Raw genomic sequence first — 23823 nt, forward strand, 5'->3', positions numbered from 1 at the left:
TTCATCGGGAACCGTGCACCCGCACGAGAAGAATGCCGCGGACGAGTTCGATTCAAAGGTGAAAGAGGTCTCCTGTGACACAGGATCAAATGGAAGCGGTCGCAGTCGCAGCGCAGCAGCAGCAGCCGGTCCGCAAATCGGCAGGGCACATTATTGTCGATTCATTGATGGCGCACGGCGTCGAACGCACGTACGTGGTTCCCGGCGAGAGCTACCTGGAAGTGTTGGACGGGCTCCACACTTCCAGCATCGACACCATCGTCTGCCGCCATGAGGGCGGCGCGGCCTACATGGCCGAGACGGACGGAAAGATGAACCAGCGGCCCGGCATCGCCATGGTCACCCGCGGGCCCGGCGCGGCCAACGCACACGTTGGCCTCCACACCGCCTGGCAGGACTCCACGCCCATGGTGCTGTTCGTGGGCCTGATCCCCTTCGAGCACCGTGACCGCGAAGCCTTCCAGGAATTCGACATCAAATCCTGGTTCGACACCGGCGCCAAACGGGTCATGGTGCTGGACCACCCCGAGCGGGCCTCGGAAATCGTCGCCGAGGCCATGTTTGCCGCCATGAGCGGGCGGCCGGGACCCGTCGTCGTCGGTCTTCCCGAAGACGTCATCCGCGAAGAAGTGGACGCCACGCTGCACCCGGTCATCCCGGTGGCGCAGGGCGGCATGACGGTCACGGACTGGAAGGCGCTCAAGACCGCGCTGAAGGACGCCGAGAAGCCGCTGTTCGTCGTCGGCGGCAATGACTGGACCCAGGAAGGGTCCAGCGCACTCACGACCTGGCTCGAAGAGCACAACATCGCGGCTGCCGTCGAATGGCGCTGCGAGGGCACCATCCCCTTCGACTCCCCCTCCTACGTGGGCCCGATCGGCTACGGCCGGCCGAAGCCCACCTACGACCTGCTCGAGGAAACCGACCTGCTGGTCTTCGTCGGCACCGTCCCGGGCGATGTCATCACCGACGGCTTCCTGGTCCGGCAGGACTGGTCGAAGAAGAACTTCCTGGTCACCATCGACCCGTCGCTGCGGGGCCGCTCCGGCCCCGTCTCCTACCAGATCGTGGCCAAGCCTGATGTCTTTGTCCGCGACCTGGTCATGATGGACCTGCCGGTGAAGGAAGAGTGGAAAGACTTCACCCAGCGCATGCGCGGCGAGCAGGTCAAGTTCGCCGCCCTGCCGCCGGCCGAGCCCGGCGACGGGCCCGCCCGGATGGACACCTTGATGGCCAACCTGGTCGCGGGCTTGCCGCGCGACGCCATGGTCACCCTCGGCGCCGGCGAGCACACCAACTGGGCGCACCGCTACTTCCCCACGCACGACTACGGCTCCATGCTGTCGGCCCGCAACGGTTCCATGGGTTACTCCGTCCCCTCCGCCATCGCCGCCTCGCTGGCCCACCCGGGACGGCGCGTGGTGACCATCGCCGGCGACGGCGAGTTCCTGATGAACGGGCAGGAACTGGCGACCGCCGCCCAGTACGGTGCCACTCCGCTGGTCATCGTCATGGACAACCAGGAATACGGCACCATCCGCACCCACCAGGAACGCTGGTACCCCGAGCGCATCTCCGGCACCCAGCTGAAGAATCCCGACTTCGCCCTGATGGCCCAGGCCTTCGGCGGCTTCGGGGTGAAGGTCGAGAAGGACGCGGACGTTCCCGCCGCCCTCGAAGCTGCCCTCAAGGCCATCGACGAGGACAAGACCTTCGCCCTGATCCACTTGGTGGTCGAACAGCGGGTCAAGGCCTACTGACACCCGCCAGCTGGTCGCAGGCGGGTGGCCGGGGCGTAATGCCCCGGCCACCGGCGTTTACCGTGAAAATGTCTCTCCCGGAAAATCACGAAAGCGTAACCTTTCACCCTCTTCCTTCGATTAGTCAGGTGTAAGGGCGCGCCGCAGCAGCAGTACCGCGGCCGTGCCGAGCAACCTTTTGAGGAGATCCATGTCGAACCGTTTCCGCACCCTGAGCCTGCCCGCCAAGGGAGCCGCCCTGGCCGCCGTCATCGCCGTGGGAGGCGCCGGAGCCGCCGTGGCAGCACCCGCCCTGACCGCCGTCGGCAATTCGGAGACCGCGGTCACCACCCCGGCAGTCCCGGCCACCCCGGCCGTCCCCGCCGGCGAGGGTGAGAACGCAGTCCCGGCCATCCCGGCCTCCCCCGCCGTGCCGGAAGTCCGGTCCGCAGCCGCAGCCGATGCCGCGGTCGACGTCACCGCCGGCGCAGACGGAGCAGAGGCTGACGCGGCGCTGGGTGCAGAGGCCGAGGCCGGCACCGAGGAGAACGGCGCCGAGCTGCATTCGGGTGCCGCCGTGGCTCCGGCAGTCCCGGCCGTCCCGGGTGCCGACGGCGTGCCTGCTACTCCGGCCGTCCCTGCCGTTCCGGAGCTGCCGGTAACCGCCAACGCCAAGGCCGAAGCCGCGATCGACGCGCGCACGGAAGCCGCGGAAACCCGCGCCGAACTGCGTGGCGCCGCTTCGGTCACGGTAGAAGCCGGACAGTAATTCCCGTGGTACCGGGTGCGGCGCCTACACTGGGGGCGCCGCACCCGTCGCCCGCTGTCTGAAAGAACGTCGACTTGCCCCCATCACTTCCCGACGACATCGTGTTCGCGGCGCAGTCCGGAGATGCAGCTGCATTCGGCGAGATCTACACCGCGCTGGCACCCGGGCTCAATGGATACCTGAAGGTGCGCGGTGTGGAAGACCACGAAGGCGCAGTACAGGAAGTATTCCTCGCCCTCTTCTCCCGCATCCGGTCGGTGAACGGCGGGTTCCAGGGGCTGCGGACGCTGGCGTTCTCCATCGCCCATGCCCGCTACGTAGACGATGTCCGGCGCCGGGCCCGGCAGCCAGTGCTGTCGCCCTACGACCCGGATGCCGACGCCCGAGCGGTGGAGTCCGCCGAAACAACTGTCCTGGAGACGCTCGCCGAGAGCGATGTGGGACGCCAGCTCAAGGAGCTGAAGCCGGAGCAGCAGGAAGTGCTGATGCTGCGCGTGGTCGCCGGCCTGTCGATCGAACAGGTTGCCGAAATCATGGGCCGGAGCGCCGGCTCCATCAAACAATTGCAGCGGCGCGCCCTGCTTAAACTCAAATCCGTTCTGGAAAGGAAGGAGGTCCTGGTATGAACAGCGCTGAAATGTCCGACGACGACGCCGTCCTCCGGCTGCTGGACGAATCCGGGCTGGCTCCTTCTGCCCCGCTGGAGTCCACCTTGCTGGCCCTCCGCGCCGCCGGGGAAGCCCCCATCCCGGCACCATCGCCCGAGGTGCTGGCTTACCTGACGCCGGCTGCCGGCACGGCGGCCGCGGGCGCGCAGGTCGTGCCGCTGCGCCGACGCCGCACGGTGCGCGGCGCCCTGGTCCTCACGGCCGCGGTGGCCGCCACCGGGCTGGGAGTGTCCGGCGTGGCGGCGGCCAACCCCGACTTCCGGGCAGCCGCGGACCAGGCCGTCCGGCAGGTCGTGGGCTTCCTCGCCCCGTCCGGCACCGGCCAGGAAACTCCCCAGGACCACTCCGTGCCCGCAGCCCCCGCCCGCGCCCCGGCCGTAACGGGCGAGGCCCCGGTTGAGGAAGGCGGCTCCGGCTCGGCCGACACCGGCACCGATTCCCCGGCCGCTCCCGCTGCCCCGGCACATCCTGCTGCCCCCGCGCCGCAGCCCGGGCACAAGGCGGAGCGGACCCCTGGTACCGATGATGCTGCCGGGCAGGATGCCAAACGTCCGCCGGGCACGCCGTCCCGGGACGTGCTCCCCGCGGTGCCGCCGCTGGAGGGCGGACTGCCGGATCCGTCCGTGGGCCAGCGCGACGGCAATCCCGGCAAGGAGGCCCCGCGGATAAAGCAGGAGGCGCCCGTCCCCGCTTCCGGCCACCTTCCGACGCTGCAGCCCCTCCCCTCACCGGAGCGCTGACCGGCCACAGTCCGGCGCTCCGGCCACGCCGTTGCGTGACCGCTGCCCGACCGCCGGCTCTCCGCCGCCGCCGGCCGGAGGGCTGACCGGCGGCCGTCGGGAATGACGGCGGCGATGCCCGCGGCCGAAGGCAATCCTCCGACGCGGGCTCTTTCGGCAGGCGGGCGATAGTGGCAGAGTTGCGCAAGGGAACACCGTTCTGTCGGGTCAGGCAGGAGGATTCATGACCGCATCGCCGCTGGTACTTGGCCCGATGCTGCGCTATGTGGACCAGACGTCGGCCAGCATCTGGGTGGAAACGCGCGAAGCCGCCACCGTCGCCGTCGTGGTTCAGGGGCGCAGCTGGCAGGCAGGCACGTTCTCCGTGCGCGGCCACCATTACGCGCTGGTCGAGGCCGAGGGGCTGGAGCCAGGAAGCGTCACACCCTATCGGGTGGAGGTTGACGGCATGCGGGCCTGGCCGGAACCGGACTCGCCGTACCCTGCACCCGTGATCCGCACCCTCACGCCCGGACGCCCGCTCCGGCTGGCCTTTGGATCCTGCCGCACCAGCGTCGAGCATGACGCGGCCGGCAACAGGCAGCACGGCGTGGACGCGCTCCGGGCGTACGCGCTGCACCGTGCCGACGGCGCGGCCCGGCACGGGGACAAGGCCGGCACCGCGGACAGAACCGGGAGCGGGGACGCGACCGGCGGGGCGCTCGACGGGACCGGGACGGACCCCGGCTGGCCGGACCTGCTGCTCTTCCTCGGCGACCAGGTCTACGCGGACTCGACGTCCGAGGCGATGCAGGAGTTCATCCGCGCTCGCCGCAATATCAAGGAACCGCCCGGCGAAGAGCTGAAGGACTACGCGGAATACGCCCACCTGTACATGCTCGCGTGGTCGGACGGCGCCAACCGGTGGCTCCTGTCCACGCTGCCCAGTGCGATGATCTTCGATGACCACGACATCCGCGACGACTGGAACGCCTCGCAGAGCTGGCGGCGGAAGATGGCCCAGAAGCCCTGGTGGCATGGCCGCATTGTCGCCGGCCTCGCGTCCTACTGGGTCTACCAGCATCTGGGCAACCTGTCACCGGAGCAGCGTGCCGAGGACGAACTGTGGCAGCAGGTGGTGAACCATCCGGGCGACGGCGAACCGGACCTCAGCGACGCGCTGGAAGCTTTCGCGGAACGGGCGGACCGGCAGCCGGACACCTACCGCTGGAGCTTCACCCGCGACATCGGCGGTTCACGGCTGGTCGTGCTCGACTCGCGCGCGGCCCGTGACTTGCAGCCGGACCGGCGGACGCTGCTGGACGAGGAAGAAATTGCCTGGCTGGACGGCCAGCTCCAGGGCGGCTTCAAGCACCTGCTGATCGGTACCTCGCTGCCGTTCCTGCTCCCCAGGGGCCTGCACCACATCGAGTCCTGGAACGAGGCCCTCAGCGAAGGGGCCTGGGGCAAGCTGCCGGCGGCCGCCGGTGAACTGCTGCGGCAAGCCGTGGACCTGGAGCACTGGGCAGCCTTCCAGCGCACCTTCCACGAGGTGGCGGCCATGGTGCAGGAGGTGGCCGACGGCGGGCGCGGACCGGCGCCGGAGACCGTCACCTTCCTCTCGGGCGACGTGCACTTCTCCTACGTGACGGAGGTGGTGCGAGATTCGGGCAGCCGGATCGTCCAGGCCGTCTGCTCGCCCGTCCGCAACCCGCTGCCCCGCTTCCTGCGTTATTTCACCGCCGCCATGTCCTACGGCATCGCCGCTCCGGTGGGCGCGCTCGTAGCCCGCGGCGCGAAGGTCCCCGATCCACCGTTCACCTGGAAGAGCCACATGCGGCCATGGTTCGACAACAACCTGGCCAGCCTGGAGGACTCCCCCGACGGCCTGAAGATCTGGTGGGAAAAGGGCGTGGTGCATGACGGCGACGACCTGCACCCGCGACTGGAAGAGGTCGCCTCCCTGACCATCGCGCCGCAGGGCATTCGGATTGCGCGATAGCCCGATGGCGCGATGGCGCGATAGCCCGATGGTGCGATGGTCCGACGGTGCGATGAGGCGTAGGCCAGTCCCGGCGGCTGTCCGGGGCGCGTCGTCCGCCCACTTACGCTGGTGATATGGAATCGCCGATCGACAGCTACTTGCGCACCCTGCACGCCGAGATCTCCGAACTCCGCGACGGGACGCCGTATCTGGTTGGTCCTGCCTCGGCGGTAGTCAATCCGGACGACTTCGGGATCTGCCTGGCTACCGTGGACGGCTACGTCTACGAGGTGGGCACCACCCGCAAGGAATTCACGCTGCAGTCGATCTCGAAGCCGTTCAGCTACGCGCTCGCGCTGGCCGAGCTTGGTTTCGACGCGGTGGATGAGAAGGTGGACGTGGAGCCCTCCGGGGACCCGTTCAACGAGATCTCCCTCGCCGCCGGCACCGGGCGGCCGGCCAACGCGATGATCAACGCGGGCGCGCTGGCGGTCACCGGGATGATCAAGGGCTCCGGCGGCAGGTCCGCGATCAAGCGGATCCTGAACACGTATTCCGGATTCGCCGGCCGGAAACTGAAGAGCAGTCCGCGCGTGTTCGAAGCCGAGCTGCGCAACAGCGACCGCAACCACGCACTGGCCTACCTGCTGAGCTCATTTGGCATCATCGAGGACAACCCCACCACCGCGTTGGAGAACTACCTGCGGCAGTGCTCGGTGCAGGTGACCTGCCGGGACCTGTCCATCATGGCCGCGACCTTGGCCAACGGCGGCACCAACCCCGTCACCGGCAACCACGTCATGGACATCGGGCCGGTGGAACGGGTGCTGTCGGTCATGATGACCTCGGGCATGTACGACGACGCCGGAGACTGGGTCACCAACGTGGGGATGCCGGCGAAGTCCGGGGTGGGAGGGGGCACCCTGGCGGTGCTTCCCGGCCAGGTCGGGCTCGCGGTGTTCTCCCCGCCGCTGGACGACCACGGCGGGTCGGTCCGCGGGATCGCCGTGAGCCGACGGCTGTCCGAGGACATGGAGATGCATTTCGTGCGTTCCGCGCGTGCCGGGCGTTCCGCGATCCGCGCCAGCTACGACATCACCGTCGTTCCTTCCGGCATCCGCCGCACGGACGAGTCGGCCGAGGTGCTGCGGGAGAACGGCCATCGCGCGCAACTGATCGAGCTCAACGGCGACCTGCTGTTTGCCGGTACGGAATCGATGGTCCGGGAAATCAGCTCGCTCCCCGACGACGTAGAGCTGGTGGTCCTGGACCTGCGCCGCGTCGACGAAGTGGGCGGCGTGGCCCTGCGCATGTTCGCCCGCCTGGAGGAGATTCTGGCCGCGGACAACCGTGAACTGCTGCTGATCGATCCGGAGGACAGGCTCGCCGACGTCTTCATCGACACCGGGCGGCACGTGCCGGTCTTCGACACCCGCACCGGGGCCGTCGAGTTCTCCGAGAACCGCCTTATTGCCCGCTACGGAGATCCGCTGGGCGTGCCCACGTCGGTGCCGGTGGAGCAGTCGCTGGCCCTGGGCACCCTGCACGCGGACGAAATTGTCGCCCTGGTGGAACGCATGGAGCCCGCGAAGTACGAGGACGGCGAGATCGTCCGGCGGGTCGGCCAACGGTTTGGCGGGGTGTACTTCATTGTCTCCGGCCGGATCAGCACCATCGCCGCCGACTCCGAGGGACGGCGGGTCAAGCTGAGCACGCTCAGCGCCGGCATGACGTTCGGCGAACTGGCACTGGGCAGCGAAGACCGGCAGGAGACCACCGAGAAGGCGGACGGCCCGGTGGAACTCATGGTGCTCTCCGCGGAGGCGATCGAGGAACTGGAGGAGCAGGACCCGAAACTGGCGATGCGCCTGTGGAAGGCGCTCACCCGCGACGCTTACACACGCGTGGACCAGTTCCTGCGCGAAACCGCCGTCCGGATCCGCGACTGACCGTCCGCGGCGGCCCGCTGCCGGCGGCCCAATGGGCATCCACCAGCGGTGATCAACTATAGTTACGGGCAGTCGTACCACCTGCCACATCGGCAACAGAAACCACACTAGCCTCGGTCTCTCCGTGTCTTGTTCCCGGCAGAGGTTACAGAAAGGAACGTGTGAACTTTTTCGAGTTTCTCGCGAAACGGGCCGACGACATGCTGGAAATGGGCATCGAGCATGCCATCCTCGTGGGCGTTGCGGTCATGCTCGCCACCGTGATCGGGGTCGGCCTGGGCATCGCGACTTATCGGCACGAACGGCCGCGCGAAACAGTCCTCGCGGTCACCGGTGCTTTCCTGACCGTCCCCTCCTTCGCGTTGTTCATCCTCCTCATCGGCCCCCTGGGCTTGGGCGCGCTGCCCGTCGTCGTCGCCCTCACCATGTATGGCCTGCTGCCCATCGTCCGCAACACCATCACCGGCCTGCGCGAAGTGGATCCTGCCATCGTGGAATCGGCCACGGGCATGGGCATGAGCCGAACCCAGCGGCTGCTGAGGATCGAACTGCCGCTGGCGTGGCCGGTGATCATCACCGGCATCCGCGTCACCACCCTGGTCCTGCTGGGCATCGCTGCCATCGGCGCGATCGTACTGGGCCCCGGCTACGGAGAGCTGATCTTCACCGGCCTCGCCCGGGTGGGCACGCCGGTGGCTGTCAACATGGTCCTGGCCGGAACCCTCGGCGTGATTGTCCTCGCCATCCTGTTCGATCTGCTCTTCCACACCGTCCGCAAGCTGACTACCTCCAAAGGAATCCGATGACCGCTTCCGACCATCAGACCCCCCAGCCCAGGCCGGTCAAGATCCGCTTACAGAACCTGTCCAAGAGGTTTCCCGGACAGAAGGACAACGCGGTCGACGACCTGACCCTGGACATCCACGAGGGCGAGATCGTGGTGCTGGTCGGCCCGTCGGGATGCGGCAAGACCACCACCATGAAGATGATCAATCGGATCATCGAGCCCACCTCCGGCCGGATCATCCTGGACGGAGAGGACGTCACCACCACCGACCCGGACCAGCTCCGCCGCCGCATTGGCTACGTCATTCAGCAGGTCGGCCTGTTCCCGCACATGACCATCGGCGAAAACGTGGCCACCGTGCCCAAGCTGTTGGGCTGGGACGCCAAACGGATTTCCGCTCGGGTGGACGAATTGCTGGACATGGTCAACATGCCGCCGTCGACGTACCGCAACCGCTACCCCAAGGAGCTCTCCGGCGGGCAGCGGCAACGGGTAGGGGTGGCACGCGCTCTGGGTGCAGACCCGGAAGTGATGCTGATGGACGAACCGTTCGGGGCGATAGACCCGATCACCCGGGACCGGCTGCAGAACGAATTCCTGCGCCTGCAGTCGGAGGTGCGCAAGACCATCGTGTTCGTCACCCATGACATCGATGAAGCAATCAAGATGGGCGACCGGATCGCCATCCTGCAGGACCGCTCCCGGATTGCCCAGTACGACACCCCGGAGCAGATCCTGACCGCCCCTGCCAATGATTTCGTCTCCGACTTCATCGGCAACGGCGCCTCCCTGAAGCGGCTGAACCTCAGCCGCGTGGCCGACATCGAGCTGACCCAGTGGCCGACCGTCCGGCTGGACACCCCGGCCGAGGACGCGCTGGAGCAGTTGCGGCGCAGCGACCGCTCCGCGCTCCTGGTGCTCGACCACGCCGGCCGGCCCCGCCGCTGGGTGGGTGCGGACGACCTGCATCGGGCAGGCACACGCGCCCTGGACGAGGTGGGGCTGCCGCCGGAAGCCATGGTGGAACCCCGCGCAACGCTGTCCGATGCCCTCAACGAGCTCATCACCGCCCGGTACAGCGTGACCATCGTGGTGGACTCGCACGGTGTCTACCAGGGCGTGGTGGATATCGAACAGATCAACGAGGCCATCCGCGCCATGCGGGACACGGCGGTCACTCGAGCCCGGGCCGGTCTGGGCGAGGTGGCCGAAGCCGTACAGGCGGGTGGCTGACGTGTCCGCTGCCACACCACAGCACACGGTGCACGACCAAGACGTTGCGGTCCAGCCACCGGCCAGGACGCGGCGCAGGACCCTGACCGGTTACCTGCTGGTGCCGGCCATCCTGGCGCTGGCCTGCCTGGCGCTGTACCTGTATGTCGGCTCGCAGGAACTGGACAGCATCGAGGCGCGCGCCCTGGCCCCGGCCAACCTGGCCGCCGCCCTGGGCCGGCACCTGCAGCTGACCGCGGTCTCTACGCTGCTGACCCTGGTCATCGCGGTGCCGTTGGGCATCCTGTTCACGCGCCCGGCCATGCGCCGGGTCCGCCCCTACCTGATCACCCTGCTGACCCTGGGACAGGCGGTTCCGACCATCGCCGTGTTGGTCCTGCTGGCCGTGGCTTTCCTGTTCCTGGGTTTCCAGGCCGCCATCGTGGGGTTGGTGCTTTACGCCATCATCCCGGTGCTGCTCAACACCATGGTGGGCCTGGAGCAGGTCGACGAATCCGTGCTGGAAGCCGGGCGGGGCATGGGCATCTCCAAGTTCGGCGTCCTGCGCCGGCTCGAACTGCCCCTCGCGGTGCCGATCATGCTGGCCGGCGTTCGCACCGCACTGGTCATCAACGTTGGTACGGCCACCCTGGTGACCTACATCAACGCGGGCGGACTCGGGGACATCATCGTGGCCGGGCTGTCCACCAACCGCGTCCTGGTCCAGATCGTCGGCGCCGCGCTCACGGCGGTGCTGGCACTGCTGATCGACTATCTGGCGAGCATCGCCGAAGACTTCCTGCGCCCGAAAGGGCTCTAGGCCATCCCCTGCATGACGAAAGAGGAATGATGAAAGCGAATAGTTCACGGAAGACGGCGTTCGCCGCGTTTGGCGCCGGAGTGGCCCTGCTGCTGACGGCCTGCGGCGGCGGCGACGCCGCCGAGGCGACGGGCGACGGCGAGCTCGCGGGCGCACACTTCACGGCGGGCTCCAAGGAATTCACCGAATCGATCCTGCTGGCCCAGATCGCGGCCGTCGCGCTCGAGGATGCCGGTGCCACCGTCGAGGACAAGACGGGCATCTCCGGCAGCGCCACCGTGCGGGAGGCCCTGGAGTCGAGCCAAGTGGACTTCTACTGGGACTACACCGGAACCGGCTGGGTCAATGTCCTCGGCCACACCACCGAGGACGTGCCGGAAGACCTCTACGCCGCCGTCGCGAAGGAAGACGCGGAGAACGGCGTCGCGTGGCTGGAACCGGCGCCGTTCGAGAACACCTACCGGATCGCCGCCAAGAAGGAGTTCGCGGAGGCCGAAGGCATCACCAACATGACCGAAGCCGCCGCGTTCATCGAGAAGAACCCGGACCAGGGTGCCGTCTGCGCCGCCAGCGAGTTCATCAACCGCGACGACGGGCTCCCGGGCTTGGAGAAGGCGTACGGTTTTGAGTTCAGCAAAGTAGTGGAGCTGGACCTGAACCTCATCTACACACAGGTCGGCGAGTCCTGCCAGTTCGGCGAAGTCTTCTCCACCGACGCGCGGGTCATCTCCAACGATCTGACCGTGTTGGAGGACGACAAGGAATTCTTCGTCCCGTACCAGGGCTCCATGACCCTGCGCCAGGAAACCCTGGACGAGTACCCGGCCATTGCGGAGATGATGGCACCGATCAGCGCCGCACTGACCAATGAAGTTATCACCGAGCTCAATGGCCGGGTGGATAACGACGGCGAGGATCCCCGCGACGTCGCCGAGGAGTGGCTGCAGGAGCAGGGCCTGGTGGGCTAGCCACCGGACCTTGCCTCCGCACAACGGCCAGCGGCCGCCGGTCACCACGACCGGCGGCCGCTGGCTGTAGCAGGCCTTACCGAATCCGCCGCAGTCCCGGGTTTCCCCGAATCGCTCGGCGTATCAGGCCTCCGCGAAACGTCCCACCGTCTTCTGCGCATCGATTCCCGGCAGGGCGGCGGCGAAGATGCGGTAGTAAGCGAGTTCCTCGCGGGTCCGCACCGGCGGATCCAGAACGCCTGCCTCCTGCTCGAGCTCGGCTTCGCTGACCGAGGCTTCGAAGTGTTCGCGGAGCACGTCGTTCATGCCGGTGCCCTCGCCGAACTGCTCCTTCGGCCGCCAGAGCACCTCGTGCGGAACCATCCCGTCGAAGGCCTTGCGCAACAGCCATTTGGCGGGCCGCTCCGGTCCCGTCAACTTCCACGCCGGCGGCAACGCCAAGGCCAGTTCCACCATGTCCAGGTCCAGGAAGGGCAACCGCGGCTCGATCCCGTGCGCACCGGCCACCCGGTCCACCCGCTGCAGTCCCCCGATGGGCATGCCTTCGATGGTCTCCAGCAGGTCTTCGTGCAGCGCCTCGCCGGAGTCATGGCGGCCGTAGTGCGAGTAGCCGGCGAACAGCTCGTCGGCTCCCTCGCCCACCAGCACAATCTTCACGTGTTCGGCGGCCAGCCGGGACACCAGGAAATTCGGCACCGCGCTGTGCACCAGCGTCGGGTCAAAGGACTCAAGTTCCGCGATCACCTGCGGTACCAGCGCGATCGCATCCTCGGCGGTGTAGACCAGCTCGTGGTGCTCGGTCCCCGCGGCGGCCGCCATCACCCGGGCGGCGAGCAGGTCGGCGCTTCCCTCCAGCCCGACGGCGAACGTCTTCAAAACCTTCCCGCGCTCGGCGGCCTTGCGGGCCGCCACGGCCGTGACGATGCTGGAGTCCACCCCGCCGGACAACAGGACGCCCACCGGCACGTCGGCCTCCAGGTTGCGCTCCACCGCCCGGACCAGGGTGTCGCGCAGGGCATCGAAGACCCACTGCGGGGGATCCTCGTCCGGCCGCCGGCTCTTGAGCAGCACCGGGGCGCCGGCCGGGAAGACGGGCCCTGCCATCAGGCCGTCCTCCGGTGTCCAGGCATGGCCGGGCGGAAACGGCTCCACGAAAGGCCGCCACTCGTCGTCGAACGCCTTCATTTCGGAGGCAAACAGCACGGTTTCTTCGCGCCGCGCCCAGTACAACGGGGACAATCCGAGCAGGTCCCTGGCCGCGACGAAGCGCCCGTCATCGCCGGCGATCACCAAGGCGAACGGACCCCAGAGCTTGTCGAAGGCGGCGACGCCTAGCTCCTCGTACAACCGCAGCGCGGCCTCCAGGTCGGACCGGGTCCGGAAACCCTCCTGCCCGAGCCGGTCGCGGATCCGGCGGTAGTTGTAGATCTCGCCGTCGCCCACCAGCCACGCGTCGCCGTCCCGGCCGGCCAGGGGTTGCTGCCCGTTCTCCGGATCGACGATGGACAGCTGCCGGCTGCCGAGCCAGGACCTGCCCACCCGGCGCGACCCCGATCCGTCCGGTCCACGGTGTGCCAACCGGTCCAGCATCCGTTCGCCCGCTGTCACATCGAACTCCCCGTGGGCAGCCACTATCCCTGACATCTGCATCCCGCCTTCGCGCTTGTTCAACAAATCCGGCGCCGCATGCGGCCGGGCTCTGTCCGCCCCAGGCGCTGCGACGCGACTTCTCCAGCATAGCCAGCCGGCCCCCATGCCCTTCCGCCGGTCGCGGGCCAGGCCGAAAGGCTCGACGGTTCCATGGTCATGGAGCCGGCGCGGTCCGGACCACTCGCCGCCGCTCTCTAGACTGGTAGGCATGACTGCAACGCTGGTGGCCAAGGACCTCTCGGGCGGCCACGGCCACCGCACCCTGTTCTCCAACCTGAACCTGACCGTCGCGCCGGGCGACGTCGTCGGGGTGGTCGGCGCCAACGGTGCCGGCAAGACCACGCTGCTGCGGATTCTGGCGGGCGCGGACGCACCGCTGGCGGGGTCCGTGAGCACGGCGCCCTCGGACGCCTTTGTCGGCTGGCTGCCGCAGGAACACGAACGGATTCCCGGCGAGAACATCGCCGCCTACCTTGACCGCCGCACCGGTGCCGCGGCCGCCACCGCCGCCATGGAAGCCGCGGCCGAGGCGCTGGGGTCCGGCTCCAAGCAGGCCGGCGATGCCTACGCCGCCGCCCTGGACCATTGGATGGCCAGCGGGGCGGCGGATCTGGAGGACAGGATCCCGCCCATGCTGGCCGAGCTCGGCCTGGGCGTCGGCCCGGATGCCCCGATGACCGGGCTTTCCGGCGGCCAGGCCGCGCGCGCCGCCTTGGCGGCCCTGCTGCTGAGCCGGTTCGACGTGGTCCTGCTGGACGAGCCCACCAACGATCTGGACCTGGCCGGACTGGCCCGGCTGGAGTCGTTCGTGCAGGGCCTGCGCGGCGGCGCGGTGCTCGTCTCCCACGACCGCGAGTTCTTGGCCCGCTGCGTGACCACCGTGGTGGAGCTGGACCTGGCCCAGAACAAGGTGGCGGTGTACGACGGCGGCTACGATGCCTTCCTGGAGGAGCGGGCCGTGGCGCGCCGCCACGCGCGCGACGCCTACGACGAGTTCGCGGAGAAGAAGGCGGACCTCGTGTCCCGGGCGCGGACCCAGCGCGAGTGGAGCTCCCAGGGCGTCCGGAACGCCATGAAGAAGAATCCGGACAACGACAAGATTCGCCGCAAGGCCAGCACGGAGTCCTCCGAAAAGCAGGCGCAAAAGGTGCGGCAAATGGAGTCCCGCATCGCCCGGCTGGACGAGGTGGAGGAGCCCCGCAAGGAGTGGCAGCTGCAGTTCAGCATCGGCGCCGCCCCGCGCTCCAGTTCGGTGGTCGCCACCCTGAACCAGGCCACCGTCCGCCGCGACGCCTTCACGCTCGGCCCGGTCTCGCTCCAGGTCAACGCCGGCGAGCGCATCGGCATCACCGGCCCTAACGGCGCGGGCAAGTCCACCCTGCTGCGCCTCCTGCTGGGACATCAGCAGCCCGACGACGGCGCCGCCGGGCTGGGTGCCAGCGTCGCCATCGGCGAGATCGACCAGGCGCGCGGCCAGCTCGCGGAGGACCGGCCGCTCGGTGCTGCCTTCGAAGCGCTGGTCCCGGACTACAGCCAGGCCGAGGTCCGGACGCTGCTGGCAAAGTTCGGCCTCAAGGCCGACCAGGTATCCAGCGCGGTCGGTGCCCTCTCCCCCGGCGAGCGCACCCGGGCCGCCCTCGCCCTGCTGCAGGCCCGCGGCGTGAACCTGCTGGTCCTCGACGAACCCACCAACCACTTGGACCTGCCCGCCATCGAACAGCTGGAGCAGGCGCTGGACAGCTACGACGGCACGCTGCTGCTGGTCTCGCATGACCGCCGGCTGCTGGAAAACGTCCGGCTGGACACCCGCTGGGACGTCGACGCCGGCCAGGTCACCGTCCGCTGAGTCCCTGAAGTAGCCAGGCTCCCCCTGCGCCGGCGAAGTCTCCGTCAACTGAGTCCCCGACGCAGGGTAGGCTCCCCGGCTCCGGCCGGCCCTCGGACAGGCCCGCCCCGGCCCGGCACACGAGTCGAAAGATTGCCGCTACCCCTTGACCGGTCGTTGCCAGCGGAGTAACTTCTTAGTCAACCGAAAGGTTGATCAAAGGAAGAGTTGAATAATGTGACTGGTAGTAGCGACGAGGCCCTCCTGGACAGGGCGTTCATGGCCCTGGCGGATCCGGCCCGCCGCCGCATCATCGCCCGGCTCAGCCGCGGACCGGCAACGGTCAACGAACTGGCCGAGCCCTTCGAAATCTCCAAGCAGGCGGTTTCGAAGCACATCCAGGTCCTCGAGCAGGCACAGTTGGTCACCCGCAGCAGGGATGCCCAACGCCGGCCCGTCCACCTCAACGCTGCACGGCTCGAAGCGCTTACCGCGTGGATCGACCAGTACCGGCTGGTTCGGGAGGCGCAGTACCGCGGACTGGACGCCGTGCTCGGCCAACTATCCAAGGACAAACCATGAGCAACTCACTCAAAGTCACCCTCCCGGAGGGCCTTCCGTTCATCGATACCGAACGCGAGTTCGACTACCCCGTCGCCGACGTTTTCCGCGCACACAAAGATCCCGACCTGCTCAAGCAGTGGCTGGGCCCGCGGGGCATGAAGATGGACGTCGACCACTACGACTTCCGCACCGGCGGCAGCTACCGCTACCTACACACCGGACCCGACGGCCAACAGTACGCCTTTACCGGCATATTCCACACGGTCCGCGAGAACGAGTTCGCCATCCAGACCTTCGAGTTCGGCGGCTACCCGGACGTCGTGAGCATCGAGTTCATGACCTTCGAGGACCTCGGCAACGGACGCTGCAAACTGATCGGACATTCCGTCTACCCCACGCTGGAGGCGCGCGACGGCATGGCCCAGTCCGGCATGGAAAGCGGCATGAGCGAAGGCTACGAGCGGCTGGACGAACTGCTCGCCGGCGCCCGCACCGCGTAAAGAGGCGGCACTGCCGCGGCATGAAGCCGAAGCCAGCCAGGCTCCGGCCTCATGCCGCGCGCACTTCCCTGTTCAAAGGTTCCCGCCCGCCACCACCATTGGCCTCCTTGGAATTAGAAAGTATGCTGAGGATTCCCTGCACCCTAGTCGGAAGGTGGTTTCATGGCGAACGATGATGAAGGACGCAAGGAAGTAGCCAAGATCCTGAAGGACGCCGACATCGGCGTCCTCACCACGGTCAATGCCAGCGGCCAACTGTTTAGTCGGCCCCTGGCACTACAGGAAGCAGAGTTCGACGGCGACCTGTGGTTTGTGACGCACGATCCCTCGCCCAAGGCCAACGAAATCCGCGCCAATCCGCACGTCAATGTGTCGGTCAGCGGGTCGGACGGCTACCTGTCCATCTCGGGCACCGCCTCCATCGTCCGGGACCAGGCGAAGATCGACGAACTGTGGGGCCCCATGATGGAACCGTGGTTTGAGAACGGCAAGGACGACCCCACGGTGGCCTTGCTCCGGGTCGAGGCCCACACCGCCGAATACTGGAAGCCGGATTCCCCCAAGGTGGCCACGCTGTTCAAGCTGGCCAAGGGAATGGTCACCGGGAAGCAAGCAGACGACGTCGGCAAGAACGACGTCGTCAACCTCTAGCCGGAGGCATCTGCCGATCGGCACCACAGCACGCACTTAAGGAGTCAGCAATGTCCGGAAATCTTTTGGCCCGTTCTGTGCACGACCTTACTGCCGCCGCCTGGTTCGGCGGTTCCCTGATGGGCGCCATCGGGCTTAACGGGGCGGCCGCCGCCGCCCAGGATCCGCGCGAGCGCACCCGTTTGTCCAGCATCGGCTGGATGAAGTGGGCGCCGGTCCAGACCGTGGCCTTCGTATCGCACCTTGCCTCCGGCCTGCCGCTGCTGGCGGGCAACAAGGGCAGGATGGTCAAGCAGGAAGGGGTGACGCGGAATACCGTCATCAAGACCGTCGTCACCTTGGCCGGCGCGGCCGTCACCCTCTACGCCGGAATGCTGGGCAAGAAGGTGGAGAAGATGGCCGAACAGGGTGCAGAGGGCGCCACCGAGCCGTCACCGATGGCGTCACCGGAGCTTAAGTCCGCGCAGAAGCAACTCAAGCTGCTGCAGTGGACCATCCCGGCCTTCGCCGGCACGGTCATCGTGCTCGGTGCCAAGCACGGCGAAATGCAGCGGCCCGCCACCTTCTTGGAGGGGCTGCTCAAGCACTAAAGGTGAAGGCCCGCCCACGCGGTGTGCAATGTCCGGAGCGAGCCGGACAGGTGCCGCGTTCGGGCGGGCCACCTGCTCTCCGTCTTTCCGCGGCTGGTGCCGGCCACGAAGGCGCGCGTCGGGCGCCGGCTTCCCCCGTGGTCCTCCCCTGTTTCGGAGCGTCAGCCGCTGCCTGCACGGGCTGGGCCTGCTGCACGGTTACGATGGTTGAAACGTTAACGCGGGACGGCAGAAGTGGGGAACGGGCATGCCGGCAGCATCATGACGGCCACCAAAGCGGCGGCCGCCTTCGCGTGGGCTGCCATCGCCGGCATTTCGGCTGCCGGGCTGCTGGTGTTGGGCCAGGTCGTCGCGGCTTCGATCGTCGCTCCGCCACGCTTCGACCTCGTGGCCGTCCTCTCCGTGCTGATGCTGGTGCTGGCCTGGCACCTGCGCGTGGATACGCCGCTCATGCGCCGCCAAACCACCGCCGCGATGACCGCTGCCGTGATCGTCTGCAACGACCTCACCGCCCCGCTGCACGAAACGGTGGCGGTGGTGGGAGTCGGGCTCCTGGCCACCCGCGTGGTTTTCCGGCGCTTCCGCTGGGGAGAGGTGTACTGGTTCATCAGCCGGCTGCTCGCCTCCGCCGTGCTGGTTGCGGTGTTCCAAGCCTTCCACGCGGGCGGTTTTGCGTGGCCGGCCGCACTGCTGGCCGGCTGGCTGGCCTTCTTCATGACGGCGATTGCCGTCGAGCGTGCCTTCGCCACCACGGCCACGCGCAGCAGCACCTTCCGCAACGGCATCGGTTGGGCGCCGGCCCTGTGCACGCTGGCCATCAATCTGCTCCTGTGCCTGGCCGCCCAGTACGCCGCCCTCCGGTTCGGCCACGACGGCGTCCAGTCACTGCTCCTGGTCTTCGCGTCCGTGCTGGCGCTGGCGGTCACCGGCTGGCTGCGCAACCGCGAGCTGCGCCGCCGCCTCACCGGCCTGGTCGACGCCTCGCTCGAGCTGCCGTGGAGCCCCGACGGGCTCGACCGGACCCTCCTCGCCGCCGCCAGCGCCTCGGTGCGCGCCGACCGCGTGTCCTTGCGTCCGGAAGCGCCGCAAGATAGGGAAATCGGTGTCCGGATGCGTCGCTGGGACCACGGCGACAACTACCTGGTGGCCTCGCGGAACGGCGGCGCACAGTTCACCGAGGAAGACGAGCAGGTGCTCGACGCCTTGGCACACGTCGGCAGCATCATGGTCCGGCACGATGAGCTCGTGCACGAACTGCGGCTGCAGGCGGACACCGATGCGCTCACCGGGCTGGGCAACCGGCGCGCCCTCTGGCAGCGGCTGGCCGAGATCAACGCCGGCCGCCGCCCCGGCGAGGCCATCGCCGTCGTCTATCTGGATCTGGACGAATTCAAGACCGTCAACGACAGGCACGGCCACGACGTCGGCGACCTGCTGCTCACCGCCACCGCGCAGCGGATACGCTCGGAAATCCGAGAGGACGACGTTGCCGCGCGCATCGGCGGCGACGAATTCGTCGTGGTGCTCCGCGACGTCACCAGCGAAACCGGCGCCCGCGCCGCCGCCGAACGCATCGCCGCCGCGATCGCGCGCCCGCTCACCGCCCGCGGCAACACGCTGCGGGTGCGGGCCAGCACCGGCGTGGCGTACTCGGATCGCCCGGCACCTAATATCGAGGAGCTGCTGCGCAACGCCGATTCCGGCATGTACGGCTCCAAGCGGCTGCAGCAGCGGCTGCGCGACGCACAGCGCGACGGCTCGGAGGCCGAAGCCTGTCTGGCTGTTGCGGTTGAACGCGGCATTCGCCGGCGCCTGTTGCGTGTGGCGCTGCAGCCCATCGTTTCGCTGGACCTGGATGCGATCGTCGGATTCGAGGCCCTGGCCCGCTATGCAGACGACGAACTGGGCAACATCCCGGCGGACCGGCTGGTCACCGAGGCGAACCGGCTGGGCCTGCTCAACGAGCTGACCATCCAGGTGATCGATGGTGCGGCGGCGGCGATGGCCCGCATCAGCGAAATCACCAGCGTCCGCTCCGTCTCCGTCAACGTGGAGCTGGGCCAGCTCGCCACCGGATCCCCCGTCGTGGACCGGCTGCGGCGGATGCGCGCCGAAGGGCCGGAGCTGAACATCATCGTGGAGCTGACCGAAAACTCGTTGGACAAGATGTCCGAGCAGTCCCGGGCAGCCCTCGTACAGTTGCGCAGCGAGGGGTTCAGGATCGCCGTGGACGACTTCGGCTCCGGCTACTCATCCATGAACGCGCTGACCGAGTTCCCCTTCGACATCGTCAAGGTGGACCGCTCGCTGGTCAGCGGCGACGACGGAAGCGCACCGAACGACGACGAAACCGCCCGCAACATCGTGGTCAGCCATTTGATCGCCATGTTCACCGCGCTGAAGGCGGACGTGGTGATCGAGGGCATCGAGACCGCCGAGGCCGTGGAGTGGCTGGCCGGCTGCCCGGGTTTGAATGCGCAGGGCTTTTACTTCGGCCGGCCCATGTGGCCGGACGAACTCATCTCCCGGCTGGTCACCTCCGGGACGGCGGCGCTGCCGGCGCCGTCCCGCCGCGATTCGCGTCCGGCCATGGCCGGACGGACGGCCGAACATTCGCCTACCTGAGGCGCGGGCCGTCCGGCATCCGGCTGACGCCGCGGTGCCCGCGCCAATCCCTGCGGACGCTAGGCCAGTCGTTCCAGGGCCTGCAGCTGAAGCACGATCCACGGGCTGAAGGCCCACGGCGCTGCGGTCGCGGCGGTCCGCAGGTCGGAGGGCCGCACCCAGCGGTATTCGGCCACCTCGTCATCGCGCGGCGACAGTTCGCCGGCGGCCAGCGCCGTGTAGACGGGGCAGAACTCGTTCTCCACAATGCCGGACGCGTCCACCGCGCGGTAGCGGAAGTCCGGCAGCACCAGCTTCAGGTCTTCCAGCCCGAGCCCCAGCTCGTAGCGCACCCTTCGCCGCACGGCGTCGGCCATCTCCTCCCCCGGGGCCGGATGGCCGCACGCGGAGTTGGTCCAGACGCCCGGCCAGGTCAGCTTGTTCAGCGCGCGCCTGGTCACCAGCACGCGGCCCTCGGCGTCGGAAATATGGCAGGAAAAGGCGAGATGCAGCGGTGTCTCGCCCGTGTGGATCTCGGCCTTGTCGGCAACGCCGGCGGGCTTCAGGTTCTCGTCCAGCAGCACTACCTGCTCGGTTGTTTCCGCCGTCATGTCGGCCCGGACCCGGGCAGCTGCCGTTGCCGGGAGAGCTCCCGGCGGTCAGTGTTGTTCATACCAGCCATTGTATGGGCGGCAGGTGGGGGACCACCGGCAGCATTGGCGGGGACATCGGCACATGCGCGAGGGCAGTGGACCGTATCACCGAGCGGTAGGGCAAGATAAGAGCATGAAGGACGACGCGGCGCGAACCGATGAAAGGCCGGCGACGAAACAGGTCAAACTCATCGGCGAGCGGCTGCGGCGGGCGCGGGAGGACCGCGGGCTCACCATCCTGGAGACCGCGAACCACACCGGGTTGACCAAGGGCTTCATTTCCCAGGTGGAACTGGGAAAAACATCGGCCTCCGTCGCGTCACTGGCCTCCATATGTGATGCGCTGAATCTTCCGCTCTCGGCCCTCTTCGAGCCGCCGGCCGTTCACCTGGTCAGGGCGGATGCCCGCGAACCCGCGCGCTTCCTCGGCCACAAAGTCGCAGATTCGATCCTGACGCCGCCGGGCCAGGGAGGCGTGCAGGTTATCGAAACGGTCATTCAACCCGGCGGCGGAAGCGACCCCGAACCGTACCGGCTCCCCGTCGATCGGGAGTTCGTCACTGTTCTGCAAGGCGAACTGCACATCACCGTCGAAGGGCAGCAGCTGGAGCTCCAAGAGGGTGATTCGCTCACCTTTCGTGCCTCACTCCCCCATCTCTGGCGGAACCCCTCGAAAACCCGGCAAGCGCGGGTCCTGTGGGTCCTGACTCCGCATGCGTCGGTGTGACGTGCCGTCGGCCCTACACCCGGGGCCGGTGGGGCAGCGGCTTCAGGGCTTGGCCCAGATGCTCAAGTACTCATAGGCAATCTGAGCGGCGGCCATCGAGGTGATGTCGGCATGGTCGTATGCGGGGGCCACCTCCACGATGTCGGCCCCTACAAGGTTCAGGCCCGCAAGGCCCCGCAACAGGTGCAGGAGCTCCCGGCTGGCTAGGCCGCCAGGTTCGGGTGTCCCGGTGCCGGGGGCAAACGCCGGATCGAGCACATCGATGTCAACGGAGACGTAGAGCGGACGCGTTCCCACCCGATGCCTGATCTGTTCGACGATGCCGTCAAGTCCGGTGCCGATGAACTCGCTGGCACGAATGCGTTGAAAGCCCGTCGCATCATCGTTGTCCTGGTCTTCCGGCCCGTAAACCGATCCGCGAACACCAACATGGAGGCATCCCTCCGGGTCGATCAGGCCTTCTTCGAACGCCCGGCGGAATGGTGCTCCATGGTGGAGATTGGCGCCGAAATAGGGGCCCCAGGTGTCGAGGTGGGCGTCGAAGTGAACCACCGCCACCTGGCCGTGAAGGCGGTGCAGTGACGTCAGCGCCGGGTAGGCGATCGTGTGATCGCCCCCGAGCACGACCAGGCGCTGGCTCCGCTCCGATGCCTCGTCGAGGCCTCGAATCATGGCCTCCACGGCAGCCTCAATATTGAACGGAGTAACCGGGATGTTGCCTAGATCCGCGACCTGATGCTGCCTGAACGGATGGGAGCCGAGTTCGACGTGGTAGGGACGAATCAGGCGGCTTGCGCTGCGGATCGCCTCCGGTCCGAAGCGGGCCCCCGGCCTAAAGGTCACCCCGGAGTCGAACGGAATGCCGACGAGACCTACCTGATAGTCGCTGACTTGGTCCAGGCGGGGAAGCCCGGCGAACGTAGGCGCCGACGAGAACCGAGGGACGGCCGCGAAGTCGACCTGCTCGACGACGGGTTCGCCCTGTTCGTTGCGGGATGTGGCGTGCACTGGCAATGGGGGCAACGGTCTTCCTTATTTTTGGCGCGGGTTCGAAGGTATTGCAATACGTGACCTAGGTCATGCAACACTATCCCTACCGCCTGCAGGGCCGTCAAGACTCCATACCGGAGGTAGGGCCGGCAGCCACCGCCCATTGGACGAAACAACCAACGTCTGGCCAAGACAACCAGTCCCACGCCGAACACTCTGCCGTAGACTCAACGCCACTTCATGCTTGTTCGGAAGGACGGATCGTGCCTGACTCCCCCACTGCCGCTGCCCCGGCCTCAGTCAAAAGACCCTTGGAAGGCCTGCTGGTGGCCGACTTCTCCCGGGTGCTCGCCGGCCCGCTGGCCACCATGACGCTGGCCGACCTGGGTGCACGGGTCATCAAGGTGGAGCGCCCGGGCACGGGGGACGACACCCGCAGCTGGGGTCCGCCGTATTCCCCGACCGGGGCCACCTACTTCGAGAGCGTGAACCGCAACAAGGAATCGATCTGCCTGGACCTGGCGGATCCCGGCGACCGGCGGTTGGCCCGAAAGCTGGCGCTAGCGGCCGACGTCGTCGTGGAAAATTTTAAACCCGGCGGGATGGACAGGCTGGGGCTCGGGTATGCGGACCTCGCGGCCGGCAATCCGGGCCTGGTCTACGCCTCGATTTCCGGTTTTGGTTCAGCCGAAGGTGCGTCCCTGCCCGGCTATGACTTCATCGTGCAGGCGGTCGGCGGCCTGATGAGCATCACCGGTGAGGCGGACGGCTCCCCCTACAAGGCGGGCGTCGCACTGGTGGACGTGCTGACCGCGAAGGATGCGACCATAGGGATCCTCGCCGCGCTCAACGCCCGCGCTGCCACCGGCCGGGGCAGCCGGCTTGAGGTCAACCTGCTGTCCAGCCTGCAGGGCGCCCTGGCCAACCAGGCCCAAGCCTACCTGGGAGCAAACAAGGTCCCCCGGCGGATGGGCAACGAGCACCCGTCCATCGTTCCCTATCAGCTGCTGGAATGCTCCGATGGCCCGCTGGCCGTCGCCTGCGGCAACGACGGACAGTTCCGGCAGCTGGCCGGTGTCCTGGGAGAGCCGCAGCTCGCGGACGACGAGCGTTTCGCCACCAACAGCGCCCGGGTGCAGCACCGCCGGGAGCTCATCCCGCTGCTGGAGGAGGCCCTGTCCGCCGCCTCCGCATCGGTGTGGCAGGGCAAGCTCACCGGCGTCGGCGTTCCGGCCGGACCCGTAGCCGGGATCGACGAGGGCATCCGGTATGCCGAATCACTGGGGCTGGCCCCCACCATCGAAGTCCGCGATGCCAGCGGGGAGCCAGCCGGCCGCCAGGTCCGCCACCCGATCTCCTGGAGCCCGGCGTTCGAACCCCGCACCGCCGCCCCGCCCGCGCTCGGCGAACACACCACCTCGGTGCTGGAGTGGCTGCGCAGCCTGGACTGAACG

21 protein-coding genes are annotated in these 23823 nt (G+C 68.0%); 18 read left to right on the forward strand and 3 right to left on the reverse strand.

What is annotated here, in order from left to right:
* The first annotated feature begins 89 nt into the window (after positions 1–89).
* From AC5RVV_RS11880 to AC5RVV_RS11925, 10 genes are all read left to right on the forward strand, one after another.
* Positions 90–1760, forward strand: a complete 1671-nt coding sequence (locus AC5RVV_RS11880) for a thiamine pyrophosphate-dependent enzyme (protein ID WP_494001878.1) — start codon at positions 90–92, stop codon at positions 1758–1760.
* A 190-nt stretch (positions 1761–1950) separates the two neighbouring features.
* Positions 1951–2508 carry a hypothetical protein gene (locus AC5RVV_RS11885; protein ID WP_494001590.1) on the forward strand — a complete coding sequence of 186 codons (558 nt, stop codon included), beginning with the start codon at positions 1951–1953 and terminating at the stop codon, positions 2506–2508.
* Between the two features lie 74 nt (positions 2509–2582).
* Positions 2583–3134 carry an RNA polymerase sigma factor gene (locus tag AC5RVV_RS11890; protein WP_494001591.1) on the forward strand — a complete coding sequence of 184 codons (552 nt, stop codon included), beginning with the start codon at positions 2583–2585 and terminating at the stop codon, positions 3132–3134.
* Positions 3131–3916, forward strand: a complete 786-nt coding sequence (locus AC5RVV_RS11895) for a hypothetical protein (protein ID WP_494001592.1) — start codon at positions 3131–3133, stop codon at positions 3914–3916. The genes AC5RVV_RS11890 and AC5RVV_RS11895 overlap by 4 nt, the downstream gene beginning before the upstream one ends.
* Before the next feature lie 223 nt (positions 3917–4139).
* Positions 4140–5897: an alkaline phosphatase D family protein gene (locus tag AC5RVV_RS11900; protein ID WP_494001593.1), complete on the forward strand. Its 1758-nt coding sequence runs from the start codon at positions 4140–4142 to the stop codon at positions 5895–5897.
* A gap of 116 nt (positions 5898–6013) precedes the next feature.
* Entirely contained in the window at positions 6014–7828 is a 1815-nt protein-coding gene (gene glsA / locus AC5RVV_RS11905; RefSeq protein ID WP_494001594.1) for a glutaminase A, read from the forward strand.
* A 161-nt stretch (positions 7829–7989) separates the two neighbouring features.
* Positions 7990–8634, forward strand: a complete 645-nt coding sequence (locus AC5RVV_RS11910; RefSeq protein ID WP_494001595.1) for an ABC transporter permease — start codon at positions 7990–7992, stop codon at positions 8632–8634.
* Entirely contained in the window at positions 8631–9848 is a 1218-nt protein-coding gene (locus AC5RVV_RS11915) for an ABC transporter ATP-binding protein (RefSeq protein WP_494001596.1), read from the forward strand. The genes AC5RVV_RS11910 and AC5RVV_RS11915 overlap by 4 nt, the downstream gene beginning before the upstream one ends.
* A gap of 1 nt (position 9849) precedes the next feature.
* Positions 9850–10647 (forward strand): ABC transporter permease, encoded by a 798-nt coding sequence (locus AC5RVV_RS11920; RefSeq protein WP_494001597.1) that lies wholly within the window; start codon positions 9850–9852, stop codon positions 10645–10647.
* Positions 10648–10673: 26 nt separating this feature from the next.
* Positions 10674–11615 (forward strand): glycine betaine ABC transporter substrate-binding protein, encoded by a 942-nt coding sequence (locus AC5RVV_RS11925; protein WP_494001598.1) that lies wholly within the window; start codon positions 10674–10676, stop codon positions 11613–11615.
* 123 nt (positions 11616–11738) lie between these two features.
* On the opposite strand, the gene asnB is transcribed toward AC5RVV_RS11925, so the two are convergent.
* Entirely contained in the window at positions 11739–13259 is a 1521-nt protein-coding gene (gene asnB / locus AC5RVV_RS11930) for an asparagine synthase (glutamine-hydrolyzing) (RefSeq protein WP_494001599.1), read from the reverse strand.
* A 214-nt stretch (positions 13260–13473) separates the two neighbouring features.
* On the opposite strand from asnB, the gene abc-f reads away from it, so the two are divergent.
* From abc-f to AC5RVV_RS11960, 6 genes are all read left to right on the forward strand, one after another.
* Positions 13474–15111: a ribosomal protection-like ABC-F family protein gene (gene abc-f / locus AC5RVV_RS11935; protein WP_494001600.1), complete on the forward strand. Its 1638-nt coding sequence runs from the start codon at positions 13474–13476 to the stop codon at positions 15109–15111.
* Between the two features lie 258 nt (positions 15112–15369).
* On the forward strand, positions 15370–15672 hold the full coding sequence (locus AC5RVV_RS11940; RefSeq protein WP_494001879.1) for an ArsR/SmtB family transcription factor: 303 nt from the start codon (positions 15370–15372) through the stop codon (positions 15670–15672).
* Positions 15669–16154 carry an SRPBCC family protein gene (locus AC5RVV_RS11945; protein ID WP_494001601.1) on the forward strand — a complete coding sequence of 162 codons (486 nt, stop codon included), beginning with the start codon at positions 15669–15671 and terminating at the stop codon, positions 16152–16154. Before AC5RVV_RS11940 ends, AC5RVV_RS11945 begins: the two co-directional genes overlap by 4 nt.
* A gap of 162 nt (positions 16155–16316) precedes the next feature.
* The gene (locus AC5RVV_RS11950; RefSeq protein ID WP_494001602.1) at positions 16317–16805 is read left to right on the forward strand and encodes a pyridoxamine 5'-phosphate oxidase family protein; all 489 of its coding nucleotides are present in this window, start codon (positions 16317–16319) and stop codon (positions 16803–16805) included.
* A 50-nt stretch (positions 16806–16855) separates the two neighbouring features.
* A complete protein-coding gene (locus tag AC5RVV_RS11955; RefSeq protein ID WP_494001603.1) occupies positions 16856–17395 on the forward strand; it encodes a hypothetical protein in 540 nt (179 codons plus the stop codon).
* 261 nt (positions 17396–17656) lie between these two features.
* Positions 17657–20020 (forward strand): putative bifunctional diguanylate cyclase/phosphodiesterase, encoded by a 2364-nt coding sequence (locus AC5RVV_RS11960; RefSeq protein WP_494001604.1) that lies wholly within the window; start codon positions 17657–17659, stop codon positions 20018–20020.
* 59 nt (positions 20021–20079) lie between these two features.
* Here AC5RVV_RS11960 and idi read toward each other — a convergent pair whose 3' ends face one another.
* The gene (idi, locus tag AC5RVV_RS11965; RefSeq protein ID WP_494001605.1) at positions 20080–20610 is read right to left on the reverse strand and encodes an isopentenyl-diphosphate Delta-isomerase; all 531 of its coding nucleotides are present in this window, start codon (positions 20608–20610) and stop codon (positions 20080–20082) included.
* Between the two features lie 175 nt (positions 20611–20785).
* On the opposite strand from idi, the gene AC5RVV_RS11970 reads away from it, so the two are divergent.
* Positions 20786–21379, forward strand: a complete 594-nt coding sequence (locus AC5RVV_RS11970; RefSeq protein WP_494001606.1) for a helix-turn-helix domain-containing protein — start codon at positions 20786–20788, stop codon at positions 21377–21379.
* 42 nt (positions 21380–21421) lie between these two features.
* Here AC5RVV_RS11970 and speB read toward each other — a convergent pair whose 3' ends face one another.
* Complete coding sequence (speB, locus tag AC5RVV_RS11975; protein ID WP_494001607.1) at positions 21422–22402, reverse strand: agmatinase; 981 nt, start codon at positions 22400–22402, stop codon at positions 21422–21424.
* Positions 22403–22632: 230 nt separating this feature from the next.
* Here speB and AC5RVV_RS11980 point away from each other — a divergent pair, with 230 nt between their 5' ends.
* Positions 22633–23820, forward strand: coding sequence for a CaiB/BaiF CoA transferase family protein (locus AC5RVV_RS11980; protein ID WP_494001608.1), 1188 nt, complete (start codon positions 22633–22635; stop codon positions 23818–23820).
* Positions 23821–23823 lie beyond the last annotated feature (3 nt).

It is taken from the genome of Arthrobacter sp. MDT2-34-1, assembly GCF_059091365.1.